The organism is Porticoccus sp. W117, from assembly GCF_030341905.1.
Lineage (GTDB): Bacteria > Pseudomonadota > Gammaproteobacteria > Pseudomonadales > Porticoccaceae > SCSIO-12696.
In genome coordinates this window covers 25406-50114 of sequence record NZ_JATAAF010000008.1, presented here as the reverse complement: position 1 = coordinate 50114, position 24709 = coordinate 25406, and the positions used below count along the sequence as shown (strand labels likewise).

Here is a 24709-nt window from a genome sequence, read left to right as displayed (position 1 = left end):
TTATCCTTGCCCTTGTGTGGCGCTGTTGTACAGCGTCCGGTTGTCCTGTGCCTCGCGCAGCTGTTCTCGTCGCTGCGGGTTTTGCATCAATTCGGCAATGCTGGCCAGTGTGTTGAGGTGCTCGTCGTTGGCCTGGTTGTCGCCATCGTCTTTGGGCACGATCAAGGCGAACACCAGGTCCACCGGCTGGCCGTCTATGGCGTCGAAGTCGACACTTTTTTGCAATCTCAGCAGCACACCAACCGCCTCCTTAATGCCTTCCATGCGACAGTGAGGGATGGCCACACCATCGCCAATGCCGGTGCTGCCAAGGCGTTCTCTGGCCAGTAACTGCTCGTACAGCACCACATTGTCGGCGTCCGGGTTCAGCTGCGCCAGAAAGTTGGCCAGGTACTCCAGAACCCGCTTTTTACTGCTGCCGGGAGCGCAGCAGTTGGTACGCTCCAATGTCAAAATTTCAGAAATTTGCAATGTGCACCTCTAAAAATGTGCTATTTCCGCGATAGCTGCGTTGGCAGCGTACTCGCCTCCTCATGTATGTTTTATACACTGCGGGCCTCCGTGCGCAGCCGCCTTGCTCTCACGAAAATATCACTATTTTTAGAGGTACACATGGTTCGTATGACAGTTGTCAGGCGCTGAGGTTTATCGGCCCCGTTGTTTTTCTTTGTGTTTGATCAGTTGCCGGTCGAGCTTGTCTATCAGTGTGTCGATGGCGGCGTAGAGGTCGTCGTGTTCGCTGTCGGCAAAAAATTCGCCGCCGCTGACGTGAACGGTGGCTTCCGCTTTCTGCACCAACTTTTCCACCGACAGGATGACGTTGGTGCTGGTGATTTTGTCGTTGTGCCGCTGCAGGCGGTCGAGCTTGCTGATAACGTAGTTGCGCAGGGGTTCGGTAACTTCTACATGGTGCCCGCTGATGTTCAATTGCATAGTGCGCTCCTCTACTTGGTTGTGGCGAAAGTTAGTCGTTATTTAATACGGTATTTTTTGCGCTCGCTGGATGAGGGAATATTGAGGCTTTCCCGGTATTTGGCCACAGTGCGGCGGGCCACCTGTATACCCTGTTCGTCGAGTATGGCCGCCAGCTTGTTGTCGCTCAGGGGCTTGGCGGGGTTTTCCTCGCCGATCAGTTTTTTCAGCATGGCGCGAATGGCGGTGGACGAACACTGACCGCCACCGGAGGTGCTGACATGGCTGGAGAAAAAGTATTTCAGCTCGTACATGCCCCGCGGGGTGTCGATAAATTTCTGGGTGGTCACCCGTGAAATGGTGGATTCGTGCAGTTCCAGGCGTTCGGCCACGTCTGCCAGTACCATGGGCTTCATTGCTTCCGGCCCCTGATCCAGAAACCCCTGTTGCATTTCCACAATACAGGCGGCCACCCGCAACAGGGTGTCGTTGCGGCTTTGCAGGCTGCGCAGAAATACCCGTGCCTCCTGCAGGTTGTCTCGCAGAAAGCGGTTTTGCTCGCTGCTGTCGGCGCGGCGAATAAGCTGCGCGTAACTCTGATTGATGCGCAGGGCGGGGGTGATGTCGTTATTGAGGGTCACCTGCCAGCGGTTGTCTTTTTTGTCCACTTTCACGTCTGGAGCGGTGTATTGCATCTGGTTGCTTTGCACCAGATCACCGGGGCGCGGTGACAGAGTCTGGATCAGGGCAATGGCTGCTGCCAGGCTGTCCGGGCACAGGCCGGTGAGTTTTTGCAGCTGCTTGTAGTCGCGGCTGGCCAGCTGTTCCAGGTGAGATTCTGCCAGGGTCATGGCCTCAGACAGATACGGAGTTTCTTGCGGCAATTGCCGCAGTTGTATAAGCAGGCAGTCACTCAGGCTGGTGGCACCCACACCCACTGGGTCGAAGGTCTGTACCCGACGCAACACGGCCATCACCTCGTCCAGCTCCAGACGTTCTTCCTCCGGCTGGCTGTCGTCCATCTGACTTTCATCGAGCAGACCTTGCCAGATGTCTTCAATGGGCATACAGAGAAAACCGTCGTCGCCGATGGCGTCGATAATGGCGGCGGCAATTACCTGGTCGCTGTCAGACATGGGGGTGAGGTTAAGCTGCCACAGCAGGTGGTCTTGCAAGGAATCAGTAACCGCCTGAAAGCTGTCGAAGTCGCGGCTCTCGCCGACGCTGCCGGTCTGTTTTGCCGGGCTGGCGATAGAAGCAGTTTCGTAGAGGTCGTCCCAGCTGGCATCTACCGGCAGTTCGTCGGGTATCTTGCTATCCCACTCGCCCTCCGGAGCGGCGATTTCACTTTCAGCGGTTGCCTCTGTTTGGGTGCTGGTTTCGGCCTGCTGCTCCGGGTTGTCTGTGCTTTGCTCCTGCTGGTTTTTTTTGCGCTCTTCTTCTTCCGCCAACTCCAGCAGAGGGTTGTCGTACAGCGCTTGTTGTATCTCCTGTTGCAGATCCAGCGACGACAGTTGCAGCAGGCGGATGGCCTGCTGCAGTTGTGGTGTCATGGTCAGGTGCTGACCAATTTTTAATTGCAAACTTGGCTTCATAGGGGCTTAAGGTACCCGGTGGCTGCCAGAGAGCCGTTGTTATTATGTAACTTTCTAAAGCTCAAAGTTTTCCCCCAAATAGGTGTCGCGTACTTGCTGGTTTTTCAGTACTTCTTCAGCGCCGCCTTCGGCGATCACATGGCCCTCACCAACGATGTAAGCGTGGTGGCAGATATCCAGGGTCTCGCGCACATTGTGGTCGGTAATCAGTACCCCGATGCCCTTGTCTCGCAGGTGGCGAATAATCTGTTTGATGTCGTTTACCGAAATCGGGTCTACCCCGGCAAAGGGCTCGTCCAGCAAAATAAATTGGGGTTCGGTGGCCAGTGCCCGGGCAATTTCTACCCGGCGGCGTTCACCGCCGGACAGGCTCATACCCAGGCTGTCGCGAATGTGGGTGATGTGGAATTCCTGCAGCAGTTCTTCGAGTTTTTCGTGGCGCTGTTTGCGGTTGAGGTCGCTGCGGGTTTCCAGAATGCCCATGATGTTGTTTTGCACACTGAGGCGACGAAAGATCGATGCCTCCTGAGGCAGATAGCCCAAACCCTTGCGGGCGCGGCCATGCATGGGCAGGTGGGTGACGTTTTCACCGTCGATCAGGATCTCGCCACCGCCCAGAGGAACCAGGCCAACAATCATGTAGAAGCAGGTGGTTTTGCCCGCACCATTCGGCCCCAGCAAGCCGACAATTTGACCGCTGCTCACGGTCATGGAGACATCTTTAACAACCGCGCGGCGTTTGTAGGATTTGGCCAGATGGCGAGCTTCAAGAGTCGCCATCGACGCCTTCCCCTTGTTTTTTGCCATCAGTGGCAGGAGTGACGGCGGGGGGTAGTACGGTAATTCCCCCTTCCACTGTCCAGGTTTCGCTGTCGATGTTGTAGGTGATGGTGTCGCCCTGGGTAAAGGAGCCGTCTTCTTTGGTGATAACGGCATCTTTGGATAGTTTCAGCTTGCCGCTGCTGCGGTCAAAGTACAGTTCTTCTGCCTTGCCAGTCACCAGCCCGTAATCCACCGTGGTGAGTTGAAAGGTAGCGGGCTTGCCGGTGCAGCGAATTGTCTGCTGATTAATCTGCGCCACCACTTTGTCGGCCTTGAGTTGCAGGGAACCCTGGGTGATTTCCACCTCGCCGCTGTACACCAGGTTGCCGTTAACGTCGCCAGCATTGTGTTCCGCTTTTATTTGCAGCGGTTGCAGCCGATCTTCTGGCAGTGCCATGGCGGTTTGGCTCAATAAGCCGGCAATTGCCAATGAGGCCAGGCAGTTGCGGAGAAAGCACTTGGATGAATAGTTACTTGTCTTTGTCGGATGGGGCAGTGGCATCCAGCTGTCCTTTTACGCGAGAGAGTAGTTGATAATCGCCGGTTTTCAGATTGGCTTTGAAACCCACGCCGGATGTCTGGGCACCGGGCATGGTTATTGTAACGTCTTTGTCGCTTTCCGCGTATTGTTTATCGGGCAGGAAAAGCAGCTGCGGGGTGTTCAGGGTGACTGTGCGTTCTTTCTGAAAACGGCGGCCCACGACGTTGTTTGTAAGTTGGATGCTCTCGCCGTTTTTCTCTACCAGGCCGTTTTCTGCAGAGATATTCCAGGGTGGGGAGTCGCTCTGAAAGGAAGTGATGTTGGGGTCTTCCAACACAAAGCGCCGGGCCTCGGTGAAGTGTTCGCTGCGCTGGGAGGTGAGCCGGTAAGCGAGCTGACCCTGTTCGTTGAACTGGCGGGTGTCGGTGTTCAACATATAGACATTGGCTTTGGGAACATCCGCTGTGGTTGGCGTCGGTTTGAAAAAGCTCTCTGGCGGGGATATCCAGAACTGGCGAAAATTCCACCCCAAAGCAGCGATCAGGGCAAAGATGGCAAGAGCTCGCAGCACTCAGGTTCTCCTTAGAGACTTTTCAATTAAAGAAAGTGAGCCAGGGTGTCGTCCAGTTTGCCCTGAGCGGACAAAATCAGCTCCGCCACTTCGCGGATGGCACCTTCGCCACCGGGTACGCTGGTTTGCCACTGGGCGTGCTCGGCGACAAAGTGATTGGCGTTGGCCACGGCAATGCCCAGACCCACCCGGCGAATTACCGCCACATCCGGCAGGTCGTCACCCACATGGGCAATTTCTTCCAGCTGATAGTCGCAGGTTTCCAGCAGTTCATTGAGGGCGGTGAGTTTGTCTTCCCGGCCCTGCACCACTCTTTCTATGCCTAGCTCCGAGGCGCGGCGGGCCAGCAATTTGGAACTGCGACCGGTGATAATACCCACCTCTATACCATTGTGTTGCAGCAGCTTGATGCCCTGGCCATCCTGGATGTTGAACGCTTTGGATTCGCTGCCGCTCTCGCTGTAATAGAGCTTGCCGTCGGTGAGTACACCATCTACATCCAGTAGTAGCAGGCGGATTTTTTTTGCTGCTTCCCTGACCCTTTCCATTGATGTGCTATTCATTACATCACTCTTTTTACATAACCCCCGCGCGCAGCACGTCATGCATATGCAGTACGCCACAGGGTTGTTGATCGTCGTTTTCCACCACCAGTGCGGTGATTTTGTAATCTTCCATAATGCCCAGCGCTTCTGCTGCCAGCATATTGCGGGAAATGGTTTTGCAGTTGAGGGTCATCACATCGCCCACGGTGGCGGTGTTGATGTCGGTGCGTTGGTCGACTGCGCGGCGCAGGTCGCCATCGGTAAAAACCCCCAGCAAATGCTGCTGCTCATCTACCACGGTGGTCATGCCGAAGCCTTTTCCGGTCATTTCCACCAATGCGTCGCGCACCGAGCTGTCACGGCTCACCCGTGGCACTTCATCGCCCTTGTGCATAATGTCTTCCACTTTTAACAGCAGCTTGCGGCCCAGAGCGCCACCGGGGTGGGAGAAGGCGAAATCTTCGGCGGTAAAACCGCGGGCTTCCAGCAGGGATACCGCCAGGGCATCGCCCATTACCAAGGTGACGGTGGTGCTGGATGTGGGTGCCAGGCCCAACGGGCAGGCTTCGCTTTCTACACTGATATCCAGGTGTACATGGGCGGCTTCCGCCAGTGGCGATGAAGGCTTGCCGGTCATGCTGATCAGCGGCACGCCGAGGCGTTTAATCAGTGGCAGCAAGGTAATCACTTCAGCGGTGGAGCCGGAGTTGGAAATAGCGAGTACCGCATCTTGTTCGGTAATCATGCCCAGGTCGCCGTGGCTGGCTTCGCCGGGGTGGACGAAAAAAGAGGGGGTGCCGGTACTGGCCAAGGTGGCGGCGATTTTGCCACCGATATGGCCGGATTTTCCCATGCCGGTGACAATCACACGACCTTCGACAGCCATCATTAATTCGCAGGCTTGCTGGAATTCATCACCGATGCGGTTTTCCAATTGGCGTACCGAATCGCCCTCAATATGAATAGTGCGGCGGCCACTTTCGATAAATGCTGAAGTCATGGGTGATTTCGCTGGTGATGAGAGGTGAATTTAGAGCCTGTTAACACTAATTGAGTCATCACTGCTGGGAGCCATTTTTTTGCCCAGCAAGGCAGAAGGAGTGTAGTGTGGTTATTCCACATAAGCGACTGATAACGCAGCTGGGCGGACTTCCTGTTTCTAAAAAAGGGGCCCCAGCCCTCCGGGTTGCGGCTATAAAAGCGCCACTCGGTGTTGCTCGTCACTCATTTGGAATAACCAAGCCACTCTCCTCGCGCCTTGATTGGCGCTTTTTTAGTCACAACAGTGGCGATTCAATTAGTGTTAACAGGCTCTAGTATAGCGCCTTTACAGCAAGGTGTAATAAGCCCCATAGAGTATTACCAGCAGTACGCCAAAGCGCCTGCCAAGGCGGCCGCTGCGTTGGGCGCCACTGCGTTTGCGCAGGGACCAGATAACGCCGATTAATAGCAACCCGGTAAGTAAGGCCATGGCGGCGAAATCTCGGTTGAATACCTGGGGCTCCAGCGCCAGAGGGGCGATCAGCCCCGGCATGGACATCACCGCCAGCAGGTTGAACAGGTTGGAGCCAAAAATATTCCCCAGGGCAATGTCGTGGTGGCCACGCAGGGCGCTGACAATGGAGGTGGCAAGTTCTGGCAGGCTGGTGCCCACCGCTACTACGGTAAGGCCGATCACCAGCTCGCTCACTCCAAGTGCCTGGGCGGTGCGGGTAGCGCCGTTAACGAGAAACTCTGACCCCAGCAGCAGTGTTGCCAATCCCAGTAGCAACCAGCCCATTGCGGGGGCGGTGCCCAAGGTGGGGATTTCTTCCAGTTCTTCCGCTACTTCAGCCGGTGACAGCTCGCCACGCTTTTTACTCAGAGTGAACCACAACAGCGGTACCAGCAGACCCAGAAGAATTACCCCGTCCAGCCGCGACAGGTAGTTGTTCATCAACAGAATTCCGGCGACCAAGGTGACCAATAATAGCGCCGGCCCCTCTTGCTTGATCAGATGCGGTTGGGTGGGTAGCGGTGCTACCAGAGCGGTTATTCCAAGTACCAAACCGATATTGGCGAGATTGGAACCCAAGGCATTGCCCACCGCCAGTTCGCCACTGCCAGACAGAGCGGCATTAATGGCGACGATAATTTCAGGTGCTGAGGTGCCAATGGAAACAATGGTCAGACCGATTACCAGCGGCGACATGCCGAGATTGCGGGCGGTGGCGGCGCTGCCCGCCACAAAACGGTCTGCCCCCCACACCAGGCCGACCAGCCCCAACAGGATCGCCACCCAGGCAGGGATGGATGAAATTAGCTCGGTCATAAGTGTGAACAGGCTCTACGCGAAAAGGGGCTGCAATGGTATAGTGCGCGCACTTTTAAGTCAGCCTTTTTTGCAGTGGCTTTGTCGGCTGCAGGTCAGCGTTTGTGTGCGATTGACGTTAACCGCAGAAATTCTGCTTATTCGCTGTCAAAGAGCTGATTTGTACCATTGAGGAAGTGATTTGTTATGTCTGTTTTCAAACTGAAAGCCATTATTTTGTCTTTGTTGATCAGTGGTTTCACGCTGGCCAGCGAGCCCCATTCTTTAATCGAGTCCATGACCGATGACCTTTTGACCGGTATGGAGCAGTATCGCGATACTGCCGATGAAAATCCCGAGCCATTCTTTGTCTATCTGGAAGAGCGCCTCGATGGCGTGATCGATTTCAAGTGGATCGCCAGAAATGTGATGGGGAAATACCGCAAAACTGCCAGCGACGAACAGCGCGCCCGTTTTGCCAAGGTGTTCCGCCGTGGTTTGGTGGAAACCTACGGTCGCGGTTTGCTGGCCTACAGCGATGAAAAAATCGTGGTATTGCCACCAGCGGGCGACAGCGGCAAAAAGCGGGTCACAGTGAAACAGGAAATCCACGGCAAAGACAAAGTCTATCCGGTGGCCTACAGCATGGGTCGCAACAAACAGGGCCAGTGGAAAATCGTCAACGTGGTGATTGGCGGTGTTAACCTGGGTAAGACGTTCCGCAACCAGTTCACCCAGGCGGCACAGAAGCACGGCGGCGATGTGGATAAAGTGATCGATAACTGGTCCACCAAGGTATAATTGCGACGATGACTATTGAACAGATAAAAGAATTGCTCACTGCCGGACTGGAAGGTTGTGATATTCAGGTTGAGGGAGAGGGCAGCAATATCAATGTTACCGCCGTGGGTGATATTTTCGATGGTCTGCGGCCACTGAAGCGCCAGCAAATGGTGTACGGTTTGCTGGCGGATTTGATTGCTGATGGCACCATTCACGCTGTGAATATGACCACTCTCACAACAGCTGAAGCGGCGCAATAACCCCCCTTTTGGTTGCATCAAGCCCTTGGCTTGTTAATACTCAGCTTATTCATACTTTCCAGCTCATACTCTCCAGGTTCAATCCCCATGGATAAACTACAGATTACCGGTGGCGAAGCCCTGAAAGGCAGCATTCGCATATCCGGTGCAAAAAACTCCGCGCTGCCCATTCTGGCCGCGTCGCTGTTGACTGAAAATCCGGTCACCATTGGCAACATTCCCCATCTGCACGACATCACTACCATGGTGGAGTTGCTCGGCTGTATGGGCGGCAATGTGGTGGTGGACGAGAAGCTGGAGCTGGAAATTGACTGCGGCTCGCTGCACAGCCGCACCGCCCCCTACGAGCTGGTGAAAACCATGCGTGCTTCCATTCTGGTGCTGGGGCCCATGCTGGCCCGTCACGGGGTTGCCAATGTGTCTTTCCCTGGTGGTTGTGCCATTGGTAGCCGCCCGGTAGACCTGCACTTGCGTGGCCTGGAGCAGATGGGTGCCAAGGTCCAAATTGAAGATGGTTATATCAAAGCCACCAGCGATGGTCGCCTCAAGGGTGCCCATATTCTGATGGATACGGTCACCGTGGGCGGTACTGAAAACCTGATGATGGCGGCAGCCCTGGCGGACGGTACGACGATTATCGAAAATGCCGCTCGCGAGCCGGAAGTCACCGACTTGGCCAACTGCATCAACGCCTGGGGCGGAGATGTGCAAGGTGCCGGTACCGATACCATTACCATTAATGGTGTTGAAAAGATGCCCGGTGGTTATTTCCGGGTGATGCCCGACCGCATTGAAACTGGAACTTACCTGGTGGCCGCAGCGGCTACTGGTGGTTCTGTGACAGTCAAAGATACCGACCCGTCCACGTTAGAAGCCGTGTTGCTGAAGCTGGAAGAAGCGGGCGCTGATATTACCTGCGGTGAAGACTGGATTGAGTTGGATATGCACGGCAAACGTCCCAAGGCGGTCAGCCTCAAAACTGCCCCCTATCCCGGCTTCCCCACGGATATGCAGGCCCAGTTTACCGCCATGAATGCGGTAGCCGAAGGGGTGGGTATGGTCACCGAGACGATCTTTGAAAACCGCCTGATTCAAACCCATGAATTGAATCGTATGGGTGCCAAGATTTCCCTGGAAGGGCACACCGCCATGGTCACCGGTGTTGAGCGTTTGAAAGGCGCTCCGGTGATGGCTTCTGACCTGCGTGCGTCGGCCAGTTTGGTAATTGCCGGCTTGGTGGCAGACGGTGCTACGCTGGTGGATCGTATTTACCACATTGACCGTGGTTACGAGTGTATTGAGGAGAAGATGCAGCAGCTGGGGGCTAATATCCGCCGTATTGGATAGGCTTTCTTTGAGGCAAAACAAAAAGCCCTGATCGCAAGATCAGGGCTTTTTCGTATCCACGTCGGTAAAAAACTTAGGCAGTAGCCAGTGCTTTTACCTGGGCGTTCAAACGGCTCTTATGACGAGCGGCTTTGTTCTTGTGGATAATGCCTTTGTCGGCAATGCGGTCGATTACCGGAACGGCAGCGGTGTACGCTTCTTGAGCGGCTGCGGCGTCACCAGCTTCGATAGCTGCGTAAACTTTCTTGATGTAGGTGCGCACCATAGAGCGCAGGCCTGCATTGTGAACGCGACGCTTGTCGTTTTGGCGTGCGCGTTTGCGTGCTTGGGGAGAGTTAGCCACTTAGTGTGCTCCTCTAATAAATTCTGGTCAGGTTTCAAGGACGCGGCAATATACAGATTTTTGGGGTTGTGTGCAAGTTTGTTTTTGCTTGGTGTGGGAGGCCTGCGGTAGAGCTTCCAAGACACGCCGTGCATACGTCCATGTAGGCTTCTGTGCCGCATCCCTGCGGCACAGAGTCTTGGAAGCTCTACCGCAGACCTCCTGCAAGTTCGGAGTGCATATTCTGGATGTTAAGAGGTGGTGTGGGGGTGCCTTCTGAAACTCTGTGCGACAAGGATGTCGCGCAGAAGCCTACAGGGATGCTTACTTTGATAAGAAAGGCACGGCGTGTTTCAGGAGGCATCCCCATTCCGCCTCGCCGCTAAAGTTCTTGGTGGATATTAGGCTGCCCCGTACAATCGCCCCATGAATTCTGTAGAACAACAAGAAAAACCAACAAAGCGCCGCGGACTACTGGGTTCCAGCCTGATTACTGGCTCTATGACCATGATGTCGCGAGTGTTGGGGTTGGTGCGCGATATCGTATTTGCTCAGACGATTGGTGCGGGCGGTTCTGCAGATTCCTTCTTTCTGGCCTTCAAAATTCCTAACTTTCTGCGTCGCCTGTTTGCCGAAGGGGCGTTTGCCCAGGCGTTTGTGCCGGTTCTTAATGAATATCATGAAAAGGGCGGTATCGCCGCGGTAAAAGAGTTGGTAAATCGGGTGGCCGCATCGCTGGGCTCGGTGGTATTGGTACTGACTTTGTTGGTGGTGGTGTTTGCTCCACAGCTGGGCTCATTGCTGGCTTACGGTTTTGAGTATCGCGGTGATGGGGAGAAAGCTGAACTCGTCGGAGAGTTATTGCGTATTACTTTCCCCTATCTGTTCTTTATCTCCATGGCGGGGATGCTGGGGGGCATTCTTAACAGTTTTGACCGCTTTGCAGTGCCCGCATTTGCCCCGGTATTACTGAATATTTGCATGATTGCAGCGGCTTTTATTGGTGTCAGTTACTTTGAAGAACCAGTAATGGCATTGGCCTGGGGGGTATTTGTGGCTGGGGCGCTGCAGATGCTGTTCCAAATGCCGTTTTTGGCGAAGCTGCATTTACTGCCGACGCCCAAATGGGATTGGAACCATCCGGGGGTGAAGAAAATACTGCTGTTGATGGCGCCGGCAATTTTCGGTGTTTCCATCAGTCAGATAAATCTGTTGCTGGATCAGGTATTGGCCGCTTTTATGCAGGATGGCGCGGTGGGCTGGTTGTACTACTCCGATCGCCTCTATGAATTGCCACTGGGGGTATTCGGAGTGGCCATCGCCACGGTGATTCTGCCCAGCCTGTCGCGGCAGCATACCGCTGGCAGTGGTGCACAGTTTGATGCCACCTTGGGCTGGGCCATGCGCAGTGTGTTGTATATCGCTGTACCGGCGATGGTAGCGTTGTTTATGCTGGCGGAGCCGCTGATTACTACGTTATTCAAATCAGACAAGTTTGATGTGGCTGATATCGATATGGCGGTGCTCAGCCTTCGTGCTTATGCCCTTGGCTTGGTGGCATTTATGCTCACCAAGGTGCTCGCTACTGGGTATTTCTCGCGCCAGGATATGAAAACCCCGGTGCGTATCGGCATTATCGCCATGGTTACCAATATGGTGTTTAACTTGGCACTGGCGATTCCTCTTGAGTATTACTATCAAATTGGCCATGTAGGCCTGGCTCTGGCAACCACATTGTCAGCCATTCTCAATGCAGGATTGTTGTATCGCGGGTTGCGCAAGGAAGGGGTGTATCAGCCCCAACCGGGACGGGCACGTTTTGTGTTTACCCTGATACTGGCAACTGCGGCGATGGCGGCGACCTTATATGGCTTTAACCAGTGGTTTACCCAGTGGCAGGAATGGCTTTGGTGGCAGCGAGGCTACCGTATTCTGATTGTCTGCGGCGCTGGTTTTGCTGTGTATGCGGGGGCGCTATTTGCTGCTGGTGTGCGCTTGCGTGATCTCAAGGCCAGAGAGGTTTAACTTCTACACTCTTTCGTCTCCCATATCCCGTACAAACATTGCTATACTCGCCCGTTTTGACAAGCTGGTCGCCCGTCTGTGCCTAACTCCTCGCCGCTGTTTATCCGGGGTATTCACAACCTGCCAATAGCTGATGATGGCAGTGTGGTAACTATTGGCTCGTTTGATGGCATTCACCTTGGACATCAGGCGATTCTTCAGCAGTTGCGAGAGGAATCACAGCGGCTGGACTTGCCGTCGGTGGCGGTGATTTTTGAACCCCAGCCGAGGGAATTCTTTGGTGGAGAGCTTGGTGGTGAGCAGGTGCCGGCGCGTTTGATGCGCTTGCGTGAGAAAGTCACCGGATTGTTTACCCAGGGCATTGACCGGGTCTGCTGCCTGCAATTTAACGCTCGCTTTCGCAGTTTCACGGCCAGGGAATTTATTCAGCAGATTCTGGTTGAAGGACTGAAGGTGCGCAGCCTGATTGTTGGGGATGATTTTCGCTTTGGCTGCGACCGGGATGGGGATTTTGCTCTGCTGCAGCAGGTCGGCAGCGAGCAGGGCTTTGCGGTGCAGGATACCTGCACTGTTAGTCGCGACAATGAGCGCATCAGCAGTACACGGGTACGCCGGGAACTGGATGCGGCCAACTTTGATGAAGTGGCAGCTTTGCTGGGTAAGCCTTACAGCATCAGCGGCCGAGTGGTGCGCGGCCAGCAGTTGGGGCGCCAGTTGGGGGTGCCCACCGCCAATATGCATTTGCATCGCTACCGAGCGCCACTCAGTGGTGTGTTTGCGGTTGAGGTGTCTGTTGCCGGGTTGCAGTTGCAAGGTGTCGCCAATGTGGGGGTGCGCCCCACGGTTGAAGAAAGTGTTAAACCGATTCTGGAAGTGCACCTGTTTAACTGGAGCGGTGATATATACGGTCAGCGTATGACGGTCACTTTCCGCCATAAAATTCGTGAAGAAATGAAATTTGCCTCGCTGCAAGAGTTGCAGGGGGCTATAGCAAACGATATTGAACAAGCCAAACAGTTTTTTGGGCTGTGACGCCAGTGTGAAGCCAGAGATATGACTGACTATAAAAAGACACTTAATCTGCCAAAAACCGCTTTTCCCATGAAAGCCAATCTTGCCCAGCGTGAGCCGGGCATGTTGAAGGCGTGGCAGGATAGCGGCATCTACGAAAAAATCCGCGAAGCCCGCGCCGGCCGCGATCAGTTTATTCTTCACGATGGCCCGCCCTACGCCAATGGCGATATTCATATCGGCCACGCGGTCAATAAAATTCTCAAAGATATCGTGGTCAAATCGCGCACCATGAGTGGTTTTGATGCGCCTTATATTCCCGGTTGGGATTGCCACGGTCTGCCCATCGAACACAAGGTGGAAACCAAAAAAGGCAAGGCCGGCGTCAAGCTGCCTCACAAGGCGTTCCGCGACGAGTGCCGCAAGTACGCCAAGCGCCAGGTGGAAGGCCAGAAAAAAGACTTTATCCGCCTCGGTGTACTGGGTGAGTGGGACAATCCGTACCTGACCATGGACTACCAGTTTGAGGCGGACATTATCCGCTCACTGGGAAAGATCATCGATAACGGCCACCTCACCAAAGGCTACAAGCCAGTGTACTGGAGTGTGGTGGGCGGTTCTGCGTTGGCGGAAGCGGAGGTGGAGTACCAGGATAAAACCTCGTTCTCTATCGACGTGGCCTACGCTGCAGTGGATCAGGCGGCTTTTGCCGAGGCGCTGAATGCCGAGGGCGAAGGTGAAATTTCTGCGGTGATCTGGACCACCACTCCCTGGACTTTACCTTCCAGTCTGGCGGTCAGCTTGCACGGGGAATTGGAGTACGTATTGGTTCAAATCCAACGTAACGGCGTCTCGCAACGTTTGCTGCTAGCGGAAGCGCTGGTGGAATCTGTGGTGGCTCGCTGGGGTGTGGAAGCACACACAGTTGTTGGCCGTTGCAAGGGCACAGCACTGGAAAACCAGTTGTTGCAGCATCCGTTTTATGAGCGCCAAGTGCCGGTAATCCTCGGCGACCACGTGACCACCGATGCTGGTACCGGTGCAGTACACACTGCCCCCGATCACGGTGCCGACGACTTTGTGGTGGCGAAAAAATACGGCATCGAAACCGTTAATAATATCGACGACAGTGGCCTGTTCCGCGACAAGGTAGAGCTGTTCGCCGGCGAGCACGTCTACAAAGTGGACGAGAAAATCATCGCTGTTGTGGAGGCCAATGGTCACCTGTTAGCGCAGAGCAAGTTTGAGCACAGCTACCCACACTGCTGGCGCACCAAGACGCCGCTGATTTTCCGTGCCACCCCCCAGTGGTTTGTCAGCATGGATAAAAAAGGGCTGCTGGAACAGTGTCAAAAGGCGGCGGACGACGTGCAATGGCTGCCAGGCTGGGGTAAAGCCCGTATCGACTCCATGCTGGACGGCAGTCCGGACTGGTGTATCTCCCGCCAGCGTACCTGGGGTGTGCCTATCGCTGTGTTTGCCCATAAAGAAACCGGTGACTTACACCCAGATACCTCGCGCCTGATCGAGGAAGTGGCACTGCGGGTTGAGAAAGAAGGTATGGACGCTTGGTACGATCTGGATGCCAACGAACTGCTGGGTGCCGATGCGGATAACTACCAGAAAGTCACCGATACCCTGGATGTTTGGTTTGATTCCGGTGTGACTCACAACGCGGTTATTAATCGCCGCGACAGTCTGAGGTTCCCGGCGGACTTGTATCTGGAAGGCTCTGACCAACACCGTGGCTGGTTCCAGTCTTCCCTAAAAACCTCCATCGCCATGAACGGCGTAGCGCCCTATGAGACTGTATTGACTCATGGCTTTGTAGTTGATGCCAATGGGCACAAGATGTCTAAAGCAATAGGCAATACAGTAGCACCACAAAAGGTTATCAATGAGTTAGGGGCTGATGTATTGCGCTTGTGGGTCGCGGCAACTGACTTTAGCTCAGAAATGAGTGTTTCAGATGAAATTTTGAAACGTACTTCAGAGTCCTACCGCCGTATTCGCAATACCGCTCGTTACTTTCTTTCTAATCTGGACGGCTTTGATCCAGCAGAGCATCTAGTGGCTGCTCAGGATATGCTGGCTCTGGATCAGTGGGCGGTTAGTGTTACTTCGCAGCTTCAGGAAGAAGTAAAAGCCGCTTACGACAGTTACAACTTTCACCTGATTTACCAGAAGGTGCATAACTTCTGCGTCAACGAGATGGGCGGTGTGTATCTGGATATCATCAAGGATCGCATCTACACCGGTAAAACCGACAGCCTGGCGCGCCGCTCGGCACAGACGGCGCTGTTTTATATTGCCGAAGCCTTTACGCGCTGGGTGGCACCGATTCTGAGCTTTACCGCCGATGAAATCTGGGGCTTCTTACCCGGCGAACGAGCCGAATCGGTATTGTTGGCGGAATGGTATGAATTGCCAGAGCTGACAGATGCACGCCTGAATCCACAGGAATGGCAGCAACTGATTGCGGTAAAAGAAGCGGTCAACAAAGCCATCGAAGCCAGTCGCAATGAAGGTGTGATCAAGGCTGGCCTCGAAGCTGAAGTGGCGCTCTATGCAGAGCCACAGCTGCAAGCGACTCTGGAAAAACTTGGTGATGAGCTGCGCTTTGTGCTGATTACCTCCGGTGCGACGGTTGAGCCCTTGGAAAAAGCGGGCGAGATAGCGGCCAGTGAGCTGCCCGGCTTGGGTGTGGTGTTGACCAAATCCAGCCATGCCAAATGCGAACGCTGCTGGCACTTCCGCGAAGATGTGGGCAGCGACAGTGAACACCCGACGATTTGTAGGCGCTGTGTGGACAATGCTTTTGGTGATGGGGAGGCTCGTCAGTTTGCATGATGCGATCGTCATTCCCGTCTTCGCAGGAATGACAAGCTCTGAACTATGAACGACATGAATTTTAAACAAGCACTCCCCTGGTACTTGCTGGCGCTGGTAGTGATTATACTCGACCAGCTCACCAAGCACTGGGCCGTTGCGGACTTACAACTTTACCGACCGGTAGAAGTGACTTCTTTTTTTAACCTGACACTGGCCTACAATCCCGGTGCGGCCTTCAGCTTTCTCGCCGATGCGGGTGGTTGGCAGCGCTGGTTCTTTGCTGGTTTGTCGGCGGCGGTATCAGTAGCTTTGGTTATCTGGATCAGCAAGCTAAAGCGGGCCGAGCGCTTGTTGGCTATCTCTTTGGGCCTGGTGTTGGGTGGTGCTGTCGGTAACCTTTACGATCGTGTTGTATTGGGTCAGGTTGTGGACTTTCTCGACTTTCACTGGCAGGGCAGCCATTTTCCTGCGTTCAATATTGCCGATTCCGCCATATCTATTGGTGCGGTGTTGCTGGTGTGGGAAACCCTGTTTGGCAAGAGCGCAAAGGAGCCTGCCAATGATTGAGTGTATTGCTGAAGGCGCAAAAGTCACTTTGCACTTCTCACTGAGTCTGGAAGATGGCCAACTGGTGGATTCCAATTTCGACGGAGAGCCCGCTACCTTTACGGTAGGCGATGGCAGCTTATTGCCGGGCTTTGAACAATCTTTGTTTGGTCTGAAGGCTGCTGAGAAAAGGCAGTTTGCTGTGGCTCCTGAAAACGGATTTGGCCAACCCAACCCCAATAATATTCAGCAGGTGGATCGCACCAACTTTGATACAGATACCCAGCTGGAAAGTGGATTAGTGATGACCTTCCTTGATGCCAACAAGGTGGAAGTGCCCGGCGTGGTCACAGAATTTGACGAAAAAACCGTAACCGTGGATTTTAATCACCCGCTGGCTGGACGTACTATTCTGTTTGATGTTCATATCCTGTCGGTGACTGCGTCATGACTGCTTCCGCTGCCATAAAACTGGCCAACCCCCGCGGCTTCTGTGCCGGTGTTGATCGCGCCATCGATATTGTCGAGCGTGCTCTGGATAAATTCGGTGCGCCTATCTATGTGCGCCACGAAGTGGTGCACAACAAGTACGTGGTGGACAACCTGCGGGAGCGGGGCGTGGTGTTTGTGGATGAACTCCACGAAGTACCCGATGACGTCATTGTGATTTTCAGTGCCCACGGAGTTTCTCAGGCGGTGCGTAATGAAGCAGAACAGCGCAATCTGAGAGTATTCGATGCCACTTGCCCGCTGGTCACCAAAGTTCATATGGAAGTTGCGAAGTACAGCCGCGATGGCAGCGAGTGTGTACTGATCGGCCATGCGGGCCACCCTGAAGTGGAAGGCACTTTAGGACAGTATGACCATAGGAATGGTGGCGACATGTACTTGGTTGAAGACGAGCAGGATGTGTCTAAACTCGAAGTGCGTAACCCTGATAAGCTCTCCTATGTAACTCAAACCACCTTATCCATGGACGATACGGCCAAGGTGATCGATGCCCTGCGAGGGAAATTCCCCAATATTCAGGGGCCACGCAAGGATGATATCTGCTATGCCACCCAGAATCGCCAGGACGCCGTCCGGCAATTGGCTCTGGAATGTGATTTGGTGTTGGTAGTGGGTTCACCCAACAGTTCCAACTCCAACCGTCTGCGGGAATTGGCAGAACGCTGTGGCAGTGCCGCGTACCTGATTGACTCGGAGCAAGATATTCAACCGAGCTGGCTGAAAGGTATTAAATCTATAGGTATTACCGCCGGAGCCAGTGCTCCCGAGTTGTTGGTGGAGGCGGTGATCGCCCGTTTGCGTGAATTGGGTGCCAGTGTTCCCGAAGAACTCAATGGCGAACCGGAGAACATTCGCTTCTCCGTCCCCAAGGAATTGCGAGCGTAAATACGGCTTCGCGCGGCGTGCTTCGTGCTGCGAGTAGATCGAGCGTAATTGTCGTCCTGAGCGCACTAAATTTAAACCGCTATCATTCTGAGGCCACGTTGTGGCAGTGAGAACCTCATAACTTTCGACTCTGCTACCTTCAAATCGCTGCGCGTAGAATAACGATTAACTGCCAACCTGCTCGCAGCCCGAAGCCCGCTGCTCGTAGCTTTTCTTCAAAACCACCCCAATTTGCCCCTGACTCATACTTTCCGCTTAATGGTTTATCGCTTGTTAACGACCGCTTATCCTGTTTACGAAATCGTCAAGAGTTACCGGTCTGCTAACTGCCACCAATAGTCGATTGGTGCGGGTGCCTACTTTGGCAATCCTCTAAAGTAGCGGCATGAAAACTCTACGCCAAAAACACCCCAAACAAGCGGGTTTTACTCTGATCGAATTGATGGTCACTGTTGCCATTCTGGCTATTCTGGTGGCTGTTGCCGTGCCCGCCATGACCAGCTTTATGAACAGCAATCGCCTTACTGCTCACACCAGCGCTTTAAAGCAGGCGATTCAGTACGCCCGCAGTGAAGCGGTGGCGAAAAACCAGAATGTGAGCGTTTGTGCCAGTTCTGATGGAGCAACTTGTACAGGGGCTTGGAATCAGGGGTGGATAGTGCGATTGGACTCTGATGGCACAGTGCTTCGTGTATGGAGCGGACTGTCGGACAGCTTTTCTTTCAATGCGGCTCCGCCTGCTGCCCCGGGCATCGTGTTTAGCTCTACAGGTGAAAGCAGTGGGGCTGTGAACTTCATACTAAGAGACCCAACAAATACGGCAGCAGCGCGCCATAGTAGAACTCTGACTGTTAACAGTGTTGGTTGGGTAACAGTTGCAAGAGGTGGTTAGTCGATGAAGCAATCCAGAATACAGCAATGCTATGGTGCGACCATGATCGAGGTGCTGATTTCTTTGTTTGTGCTCGCCATTGGGCTTCTAGGGGTATTGGGTATGCAAGCTGAGGGTACCCAAGCCAACCAGCGGGGCCTGTTTTCCACTCAGGCGGCGTTTTTGGCACAGAATATGGCCGACCGTATACGCACTAACCCTACTGGTGACTACAACAATACGGATACAGAAGACGGCTATGCCGTTGGCACAGACTGTGCGGCTGCCAATTGCGGTATTGCCGCTTTGAGGGATTTTGATCGTGCGGAGTGGGAAACGGACTTGGAAGCCCAATTGCCTGATGCACGAGGCGTAGTCAATTTTGCCGACCCTATGTATACCATTACCGTTATATGGTCAGAGCGTTCGTCCAGAGCGGAGGGGATCAGCAACGATTGTGGCGGCCTTGATATTGAAGATGGGCTCGCTTGTTACCAACTGGAGATGCGCCCATGAATCGGTTCAGCCGTTTTACGCCATATACCAGCAAGGGGTTGTCGCTGGTTGAACTGATGATCTCCATTGCCTTGGTGGCCATTATTTTGGCTGGGGTTGTCAAACTCTATGCAGATTCTCACCGCAGCTCCCTGGCTAACGAAGGGGTTGCCCGTACCCAAGAGGGCATTCGCTACGCCATTGATCATATCAGCCGCAGTGCGTCCCGGGCTGGCTATATGGGTTGTGTCGATTTCTTTACCGATGCCGATAGTGGTGGCCAGAACCTTGAAGTACTGGTTACTGCTGATGCGGGTGTTAATGGGCGCTTTAACTTCAACAACCCGGTGAGTGGCACGGACAGTGGAGACGACGCTGTGGCGGATACGTTAACCCTGCGCGCCGCCCAGTCTTCAACTGGCCTGATTGTTAACGGGGAAATGACGTCAGAGAGTGATGTTATTCGCGTTGACGCCACTCAACTTGGTAACTCCACTATAGAAGCTGGAGACGTGTTAGTAATCAGTGATTGCAATCGCGCCTCGGTATTTATGGCCACCTCAGTGGGTGGTGGGCAAATTGGCCATGACACAACAGCTATAGATAGCCAGAGCAATAGTAGAGCCAATTTCAGTTATGTTTTTGGCCGCGAGGGCCGTTCAATTCCTACAGTTTACTCTGCGGGTGATACAGCCATTAACTACACTATTGGCGACAGTACGGCTGGAGCTTGTGCAGCTGATTCACCACAGTTTTGCGCCTTGCTGGCTAACGGAGACGAGCTTTTGCAAGGCGTTGAAAATATGCAAGTGCTTTACGGTGAACGCAACATTGCTGGTGCTATTCAGTACCGTTCTGCAGACGCTGTTATCGATTGGCGTTCTGTAGTCAGTCTTGAACTGACACTGACACTTAATTCTGTGGACAGATCGTTTAGTACTGGTGCGGATGCAGGTGTTGGTGGTTTGATTCGCAAAGAAGTCAGTCAGATTATCGCCATTCGTAATAACAACCTATAAAGATGAATTTGCAGGAATTTATCTATGAAAAGCCGACAAATAAAACTTCCCAAAAAACAGCAAGGCGCTGCTTTGGTGGTGTGTTTGATAGTACTGCTTGTGATGACAATTATAGGTGTGACTTCAGTTTCTAACTCCACTATTCAGCAGCGTATGGCCTTTAACCTGCGACAGCAGCAGTTGGCAGAAAATGCGGCTGAAGCTGCATTGCGAGCAGCAGAAGATCAGCTAGAAGCACAGATTGTTTCTTTGGGGAGCATTGCCAATTTTGACAATGGCGCGGGACGGTATATCAGTCGGCGTGATAATGAGCTCCAGATCGCGTTGGCAGAACACGACCTGACTGACCTGACTGATCCAGCAAGCTGGACAGCGGCAAACAGTGTAGAGGTGACCGACCTGAGCGAAGATGCGGTTGGTACCAATAACCCTCGTTACATTATTGAATACATCGGTCGCGCCGACCCGCCAAATATTGGCAGGGCTTCGCAAATTTCGAGCTTATCTGGTAACCCGCCAGAGTATATCCACTTTGCTTTTCGTATTACCGCCATTGGTTGGGGCGTAGACCCCAATGCCTATGCAGTATTACAGAGTACATTCCGGTCGCAGGATTTTATCGTGTCGCAATAAGGCGCGGTTATGGAGATGGTTATGAATACACAGAGAAAAGTAATTTCATCCGTGCTGGCAGTGGCTTTGGCCACCCAGCCATTGATGTTGGCGGCGGCGCCGGGAACGCTTTCCCAAGACCCCTTATTTATTGAAAACAGGGTGCAACCAAATATTTTATTTTTGGTGGATGATTCGGGGAGTATGAACTGGGAAATACTTTTGTCAGAAGGTGCTTTCGAATTATTTCCTGGGCAGGATCCTAATTCAAATAGTGGTGCACGTTTTCTTGAACACAGGCCTCGTAATAATTCAGAAATTCGAGAATTGTGCGTTGGCTATAATGTAATGGCCTACGATCCCACCGAAACTTATACACCTTGGGTAGGTGTTGATGATTCTGGAAACCCTTATACGAATAAAACTTTGACAACCGCACTGAACAATCCGTTTGACGATAGCGATATTGATAATATCAGTAGCCATATTTATTTTGCTTGGAACGATACGGGAAATGTTGGCGAGTATGACTCTGGAGAGTGTCCAGCTGACTTCAGTGCATACAATGTGAATGGAGGGAGTATTATTTCTGAAGCAGAGTGTGAGTCAAACCCTGCTGCTTCAGCAGGCTGTCAAAGTGTTAATGACTTACCACTTGTAGGTACTGCTGCATCCCCTAATAGCCAGCAAAATTACGCCAACTGGTACACCTACTACCGTAAACGCGAATATGTCGCGAAGCGTGCATTGTCTGAGGTCATGGATCAGGCGACAGGGCGCTTAGGTTTAGCTACTCTTCATAATAACGCCATCGATCAAACATGGGTTGACTTGAATGAAAATGGTCGGCAATCGCGTGATGAATTTTTTGGTATTGGGGTGGGTACAGAAATAAAGGATGTAGATAATATTTCCACGCCTGTTTCCAATCCAAATGCAGCTGGTAATAAAAATGCACTGATGGAAAACTTATTTCGCATTGATTCTCGATTTGGTACGCCACTCAGGCAAACCTTAGAGAGGGCGGGCAATTATTTTGAAGAAAATGAAGACTCGGGTGTTACCGCATTATTTGGTAGTGCGGCCGGTGTGTTGTCAGATTTTAACGATCCTGGGGCAGCAGGAACTATTGTGGATTCTCCAATTTTGTCTTCTAGTAATGGTGGAAGTTGCCAGAAAAACTTTACTGTTCTGCTATCCGATGGATTTTGGAATGGAGGAGCGCCGAGTGTAGGTAACACTGATGGGCCTGGATCTGGTGATACAGATTTTGACGGTGGCTCTCATGCTGACGATTATTCGAATACACTTGCCGATGTAGCAATGGAGTTTTTTGAAAATGATTTGTCTAGCACTTTAGATGATGATGTCAATCCGCTGGGCGATGATAATAATGAAGCCCAGCACTTGGTGACCTATACAGTTGCGTTCGGTGTAAACGGTGATGTATCAAATAATCCCCCAGACCGAGCTAGCGCGTTTACGGCTGCAGATGGAGGACCTTGGCCTGAACCAGTAGCGAATGACCCCTCAACAATTGATGATATGCGCCATGCGGCTTGGAATGGCCGCGGTCAGTTTTTAAGTGCTGGTGATCCACAAACATTAATCGACTCATTTAACGAGACTTTTAATGATATTCAGAGTCGTACATCGTCTGCTGCATCAGTTTCTTTTAACTCAACCAGCTTGGAGAGCGGTGCACTGCTATTCCGCGCTCGTTTTGATCCATCTACTTGGTTTGGTAGTTTGGTAGCACTGGATGTAACTACTGGCGGTGTAAATACCGAAACTCCGGTATGGAATGCGGCGGATGACTTGACTGGGACAATACCAGAAAGTGTCGCTATTGCCAGTGGCCGAAATGTCATCACTTATAACGGTACTCAAGGTATTAATTTTGAGTGGCCATCATCATATCCAACTTTGTCTAATGACACTTTATCCTCTGTGCAGGTGGATGATCTGCTAGTTGGCAATCCAAATCCGGGGGATACGGATGCGACCAATGTTTTTGGTGCACAAATAGTCAATTTCCTTAGAGGTGACGCTACTGGCGAAACACGCAATGGTGGCGCTTTCAGGGATAGAGCCGATGGGCCGTTGGGTGATATTGTTCACTCTGCACCTGTATTTGTTGGTTCTCCCAATGAACGTTACCCGGATAGTATCGCTTCTGTACCTTATTCCAGCTTTATTGCCAATGATGTGGCAAGCCCGCGCACAGAAATGGTTTATGTAGGTGCCAATGACGGTATGTTGCATGGCTTTAATGCGAATACTGGTGATGAATTGCTTGCTTATATTCCCCAGTTTTTATCCTCTACAGAGACCCAGGAAGGACTGCACTTTCTAGCCGACGATGCTTACACACACCGCAGTTATGTGGATTTAACGCCCACTGCACGTGACGTATTTGTCGGTGGGCGGTGGCGCACTTATCTGGTGGGAGGAGCCAGAGCAGGGGGCAGGGGTATTTACATTCTGGATATTACCAATCCAGGTGCTTTAGACAACCCAGCAACAACTGTCGTGCGTGAATTTACCAGTGCCGATAACCCTGATCTTGGCTTTACCTATAGTGAAATAACCATCGCCAAACTGAATAATGGCGAATGGGCGGCTATTTTCGGCAACGGATATAACAATACCGGTGATGGTCAAGCTAAACTGTTTATCGTTTATCTTGATGGTGCGGGTCCAGGTGGTACCCATCTCACGCTAGATGTTGATGATGGTGCAACTATCGTAAATTCTGATTGTGCCGACCCAGGCAGTAATTGCAATGGTATGTCCACCCCAGAAGTATTGGATATGGATGGCAATGGTACAGCCGACCGCGTATATGCAGGCGATCTGTTCGGTAATATGTGGGCATTTGACTTATCAAGCAGCAACAGTGCCAGCTGGGGAAGCGATTATGGTGCAGATGATCCCTTATTTACGGCATCTGTAGGTGGTGTACCACAACCGATTACTTCAAAGCCTTCAGTAGTTGCTCACCCGACTCGTTTCAATAACACAACAGCTCCTAACTTGCTGGTGACTTTTGGTACTGGTCAGTACATCACTCCTGGTGATCCTGCCACCACAGGTACGCAGAGCTTTTATGGTGTTTGGGATGCCGGTGTTCCGAATTTAACCCGATCAGATTTGCAGTTCCAGACACTGACTACTTTGCCACCACTGCCATCAGGTGATGTAGTGCGCTCAGTGACCAGTGAGCCTGTTGATTATATTGTTAATTCCGAGATGGGTTGGGGTATTGATTTTATTGCGAGCAGAGAACGTCAGGTTGTAGACCCTGTTGTATTGGGGCCAATCGTATTCTTCAATACGTTAATCCCGGACAATGAACCATGTGATTTTGGTGGTGATGGCTTCCAAATGAGTGTGTCGGTACTCAATGGAGGATTGCCCCCCTTCCAGGTTTTTGATGTTGTCAATAATAATGGGGTTTATGCAGGTATTCAGACGGATGGTATTCCCACAGCGCCAGTATTTGTCAGTAATAAGGTAGGCGGGCAGGATGCGGATCGTTACGTGAATACCAGCCGAGGTATCAGCCGGGATTCGGTGACCTTTGATGGTACACCGGCTGGGAGAACTTCCTGGACCAGCTTGACGCGATAAAGGTGATCGTATGAAAAAGTTATGGATTATATTATCTGCCTTATCTATGTCGGTGGCTTTACATGCCGAGCAGGCCGATATGATAGGTAGTGTAGATGGAATTCGTTATCAAGACCGTAGTATTGTCGTCGACGATGGTTTTGCTAAGTTGGCACTGGGTGTCAAAGTGTTTGATGTAAATGGCGAGCCCACGACTATTTTTGCCATCAAAGAGGGTAGCCTTGTTCGGGGTGTATTGGGGGATCGCGTTGGCCGGCAGCCTATTATTGTGGAGATTAGACTGCTATCTGAACTTCCCCCGTCCGATGATGACCTGGAAGATCAGCGTAGAGAAGAATAACA

The 24709-nt window shown here is 52.5% G+C and carries 25 protein-coding genes; 15 read left to right on the top strand and 10 right to left on the bottom strand.

Translation table 11 applies throughout. The annotated features are described in order from the left end of the window. The 9 genes from QSV34_RS07915 to QSV34_RS07875 form a co-directional block, all read right to left on the bottom strand. On the bottom strand, positions 1-471 hold the full coding sequence (locus tag QSV34_RS07915) for a PTS sugar transporter subunit IIA (RefSeq protein ID WP_289153524.1): 471 nt from the start codon (positions 469-471) through the stop codon (positions 1-3). A gap of 174 nt (positions 472-645) precedes the next feature. Beyond that, positions 646-933, bottom strand: a complete 288-nt coding sequence (hpf, locus tag QSV34_RS07910; RefSeq protein ID WP_289153522.1) for a ribosome hibernation-promoting factor, HPF/YfiA family — start codon at positions 931-933, stop codon at positions 646-648. A 38-nt stretch (positions 934-971) separates the two neighbouring features. Beyond that, positions 972-2507: an RNA polymerase factor sigma-54 gene (locus QSV34_RS07905; RefSeq protein WP_289153519.1), complete on the bottom strand. Its 1536-nt coding sequence runs from the start codon at positions 2505-2507 to the stop codon at positions 972-974. Between the two features lie 54 nt (positions 2508-2561). Next, positions 2562-3287, bottom strand: coding sequence for an LPS export ABC transporter ATP-binding protein (gene lptB, locus QSV34_RS07900; protein WP_289153517.1), 726 nt, complete (start codon positions 3285-3287; stop codon positions 2562-2564). Beyond that, entirely contained in the window at positions 3274-3831 is a 558-nt protein-coding gene (lptA, locus tag QSV34_RS07895; RefSeq protein WP_289153515.1) for a lipopolysaccharide transport periplasmic protein LptA, read from the bottom strand. Before lptA ends, lptB begins: the two co-directional genes overlap by 14 nt. After that, complete coding sequence (lptC, locus tag QSV34_RS07890) at positions 3800-4381, bottom strand: LPS export ABC transporter periplasmic protein LptC (RefSeq protein ID WP_289153514.1); 582 nt, start codon at positions 4379-4381, stop codon at positions 3800-3802. The genes lptA and lptC overlap by 32 nt, the downstream gene beginning before the upstream one ends. 26 nt (positions 4382-4407) lie before the next feature. Further along, positions 4408-4944 carry a KdsC family phosphatase gene (locus QSV34_RS07885; protein ID WP_289153512.1) on the bottom strand — a complete coding sequence of 179 codons (537 nt, stop codon included), beginning with the start codon at positions 4942-4944 and terminating at the stop codon, positions 4408-4410. 13 nt (positions 4945-4957) lie between these two features. After that, a complete protein-coding gene (locus QSV34_RS07880) occupies positions 4958-5926 on the bottom strand; it encodes a KpsF/GutQ family sugar-phosphate isomerase (protein ID WP_289153510.1) in 969 nt (322 codons plus the stop codon). A gap of 327 nt (positions 5927-6253) precedes the next feature. Continuing rightward, positions 6254-7237 carry a calcium/sodium antiporter gene (locus tag QSV34_RS07875; protein ID WP_289153508.1) on the bottom strand — a complete coding sequence of 328 codons (984 nt, stop codon included), beginning with the start codon at positions 7235-7237 and terminating at the stop codon, positions 6254-6256. 186 nt (positions 7238-7423) lie between these two features. Here QSV34_RS07875 and QSV34_RS07870 point away from each other — a divergent pair, with 186 nt between their 5' ends. The 3 genes from QSV34_RS07870 (at position 7424) to murA (ending at position 9606) form a co-directional block, all read left to right on the top strand. Further along, the gene (locus QSV34_RS07870) at positions 7424-8017 is read left to right on the top strand and encodes an MlaC/ttg2D family ABC transporter substrate-binding protein (RefSeq protein ID WP_289153506.1); all 594 of its coding nucleotides are present in this window, start codon (positions 7424-7426) and stop codon (positions 8015-8017) included. Between the two features lie 8 nt (positions 8018-8025). Next, entirely contained in the window at positions 8026-8259 is a 234-nt protein-coding gene (locus tag QSV34_RS07865; protein WP_289153504.1) for a BolA family protein, read from the top strand. Positions 8260-8346: 87 nt separating this feature from the next. After that, positions 8347-9606 carry a UDP-N-acetylglucosamine 1-carboxyvinyltransferase gene (gene murA / locus QSV34_RS07860; protein ID WP_289153502.1) on the top strand — a complete coding sequence of 420 codons (1260 nt, stop codon included), beginning with the start codon at positions 8347-8349 and terminating at the stop codon, positions 9604-9606. A 73-nt stretch (positions 9607-9679) separates the two neighbouring features. Here murA and rpsT read toward each other — a convergent pair whose 3' ends face one another. Then, positions 9680-9949 (bottom strand): 30S ribosomal protein S20, encoded by a 270-nt coding sequence (gene rpsT / locus QSV34_RS07855; RefSeq protein WP_289153500.1) that lies wholly within the window; start codon positions 9947-9949, stop codon positions 9680-9682. Between the two features lie 405 nt (positions 9950-10354). Between rpsT and murJ the strand changes: the two genes are divergently transcribed. The 12 genes from murJ to QSV34_RS07795 all read left to right on the top strand — a co-directional run bounded on the left by murJ (position 10355) and on the right by QSV34_RS07795 (position 24707). Then, positions 10355-11953, top strand: a complete 1599-nt coding sequence (gene murJ, locus QSV34_RS07850; protein WP_289153497.1) for a murein biosynthesis integral membrane protein MurJ — start codon at positions 10355-10357, stop codon at positions 11951-11953. A 78-nt stretch (positions 11954-12031) separates the two neighbouring features. After that, complete coding sequence (ribF, locus tag QSV34_RS07845) at positions 12032-12985, top strand: bifunctional riboflavin kinase/FAD synthetase (RefSeq protein WP_289153495.1); 954 nt, start codon at positions 12032-12034, stop codon at positions 12983-12985. A gap of 21 nt (positions 12986-13006) precedes the next feature. After that, a complete protein-coding gene (gene ileS / locus QSV34_RS07840; RefSeq protein ID WP_289153493.1) occupies positions 13007-15814 on the top strand; it encodes an isoleucine--tRNA ligase in 2808 nt (935 codons plus the stop codon). A 45-nt stretch (positions 15815-15859) separates the two neighbouring features. Further along, complete coding sequence (lspA, locus tag QSV34_RS07835) at positions 15860-16363, top strand: signal peptidase II (protein ID WP_289153492.1); 504 nt, start codon at positions 15860-15862, stop codon at positions 16361-16363. Further along, the gene (gene fkpB / locus QSV34_RS07830) at positions 16356-16793 is read left to right on the top strand and encodes an FKBP-type peptidyl-prolyl cis-trans isomerase (protein WP_289153490.1); all 438 of its coding nucleotides are present in this window, start codon (positions 16356-16358) and stop codon (positions 16791-16793) included. The genes lspA and fkpB overlap by 8 nt, the downstream gene beginning before the upstream one ends. Beyond that, the gene (gene ispH, locus QSV34_RS07825) at positions 16790-17737 is read left to right on the top strand and encodes a 4-hydroxy-3-methylbut-2-enyl diphosphate reductase (RefSeq protein ID WP_289153488.1); all 948 of its coding nucleotides are present in this window, start codon (positions 16790-16792) and stop codon (positions 17735-17737) included. Before fkpB ends, ispH begins: the two co-directional genes overlap by 4 nt. Before the next feature lie 385 nt (positions 17738-18122). After that, the gene (locus QSV34_RS07820; RefSeq protein WP_289153485.1) at positions 18123-18629 is read left to right on the top strand and encodes a GspH/FimT family pseudopilin; all 507 of its coding nucleotides are present in this window, start codon (positions 18123-18125) and stop codon (positions 18627-18629) included. A gap of 3 nt (positions 18630-18632) precedes the next feature. Further along, positions 18633-19124 (top strand): type IV pilus modification protein PilV, encoded by a 492-nt coding sequence (gene pilV / locus QSV34_RS07815; RefSeq protein ID WP_289153484.1) that lies wholly within the window; start codon positions 18633-18635, stop codon positions 19122-19124. Then, a complete protein-coding gene (locus tag QSV34_RS07810) occupies positions 19121-20122 on the top strand; it encodes a PilW family protein (RefSeq protein ID WP_289153482.1) in 1002 nt (333 codons plus the stop codon). Before pilV ends, QSV34_RS07810 begins: the two co-directional genes overlap by 4 nt. A 24-nt stretch (positions 20123-20146) precedes the next feature. Beyond that, entirely contained in the window at positions 20147-20755 is a 609-nt protein-coding gene (locus QSV34_RS07805) for a pilus assembly PilX family protein (protein WP_289153480.1), read from the top strand. Positions 20756-20776: 21 nt separating this feature from the next. Continuing rightward, positions 20777-24367, top strand: coding sequence for a pilus assembly protein (locus QSV34_RS07800; protein ID WP_289153478.1), 3591 nt, complete (start codon positions 20777-20779; stop codon positions 24365-24367). A 10-nt stretch (positions 24368-24377) separates the two neighbouring features. Further along, positions 24378-24707: a hypothetical protein gene (locus QSV34_RS07795; RefSeq protein ID WP_289153476.1), complete on the top strand. Its 330-nt coding sequence runs from the start codon at positions 24378-24380 to the stop codon at positions 24705-24707. The last annotated feature ends 2 nt before the right edge of the window (positions 24708-24709 follow it).

Bases quoted from the DNA above. Each gene is read 5' to 3' on its own strand.
- hpf (WP_289153522.1), bottom strand. From the start codon at position 933: ATGCAATTGAACATCAGCGGGCACCATGTAGAAGTTACCGAACCCCTG.
- QSV34_RS07905 (WP_289153519.1), bottom strand. From the start codon at position 2,507: ATGAAGCCAAGTTTGCAATTAAAAATTGGTCAGCACCTGACCATGACA.
- lptB (WP_289153517.1), bottom strand. From the start codon at position 3,287: ATGGCGACTCTTGAAGCTCGCCATCTGGCCAAATCCTACAAACGCCGC.
- lptA (WP_289153515.1), bottom strand. From the start codon at position 3,831: ATGCCACTGCCCCATCCGACAAAGACAAGTAACTATTCATCCAAGTGC.
- QSV34_RS07885 (WP_289153512.1), bottom strand. From the start codon at position 4,944: ATGAATAGCACATCAATGGAAAGGGTCAGGGAAGCAGCAAAAAAAATC.
- QSV34_RS07880 (WP_289153510.1), bottom strand. From the start codon at position 5,926: ATGACTTCAGCATTTATCGAAAGTGGCCGCCGCACTATTCATATTGAG.
- QSV34_RS07875 (WP_289153508.1), bottom strand. From the start codon at position 7,237: ATGACCGAGCTAATTTCATCCATCCCTGCCTGGGTGGCGATCCTGTTG.
- QSV34_RS07870 (WP_289153506.1), top strand. From the start codon at position 7,424: ATGTCTGTTTTCAAACTGAAAGCCATTATTTTGTCTTTGTTGATCAGT.
- QSV34_RS07865 (WP_289153504.1), top strand. From the start codon at position 8,026: ATGACTATTGAACAGATAAAAGAATTGCTCACTGCCGGACTGGAAGGT.
- murA (WP_289153502.1), top strand. From the start codon at position 8,347: ATGGATAAACTACAGATTACCGGTGGCGAAGCCCTGAAAGGCAGCATT.
- murJ (WP_289153497.1), top strand. From the start codon at position 10,355: ATGAATTCTGTAGAACAACAAGAAAAACCAACAAAGCGCCGCGGACTA.
- ileS (WP_289153493.1), top strand. From the start codon at position 13,007: ATGACTGACTATAAAAAGACACTTAATCTGCCAAAAACCGCTTTTCCC.
- lspA (WP_289153492.1), top strand. From the start codon at position 15,860: ATGAACGACATGAATTTTAAACAAGCACTCCCCTGGTACTTGCTGGCG.
- fkpB (WP_289153490.1), top strand. From the start codon at position 16,356: ATGATTGAGTGTATTGCTGAAGGCGCAAAAGTCACTTTGCACTTCTCA.
- ispH (WP_289153488.1), top strand. From the start codon at position 16,790: ATGACTGCTTCCGCTGCCATAAAACTGGCCAACCCCCGCGGCTTCTGT.
- QSV34_RS07820 (WP_289153485.1), top strand. From the start codon at position 18,123: ATGAAAACTCTACGCCAAAAACACCCCAAACAAGCGGGTTTTACTCTG.
- pilV (WP_289153484.1), top strand. From the start codon at position 18,633: ATGAAGCAATCCAGAATACAGCAATGCTATGGTGCGACCATGATCGAG.
- QSV34_RS07810 (WP_289153482.1), top strand. From the start codon at position 19,121: ATGAATCGGTTCAGCCGTTTTACGCCATATACCAGCAAGGGGTTGTCG.
- QSV34_RS07805 (WP_289153480.1), top strand. From the start codon at position 20,147: ATGAAAAGCCGACAAATAAAACTTCCCAAAAAACAGCAAGGCGCTGCT.
- QSV34_RS07800 (WP_289153478.1), top strand. From the start codon at position 20,777: ATGAATACACAGAGAAAAGTAATTTCATCCGTGCTGGCAGTGGCTTTG.
- QSV34_RS07795 (WP_289153476.1), top strand. From the start codon at position 24,378: ATGAAAAAGTTATGGATTATATTATCTGCCTTATCTATGTCGGTGGCT.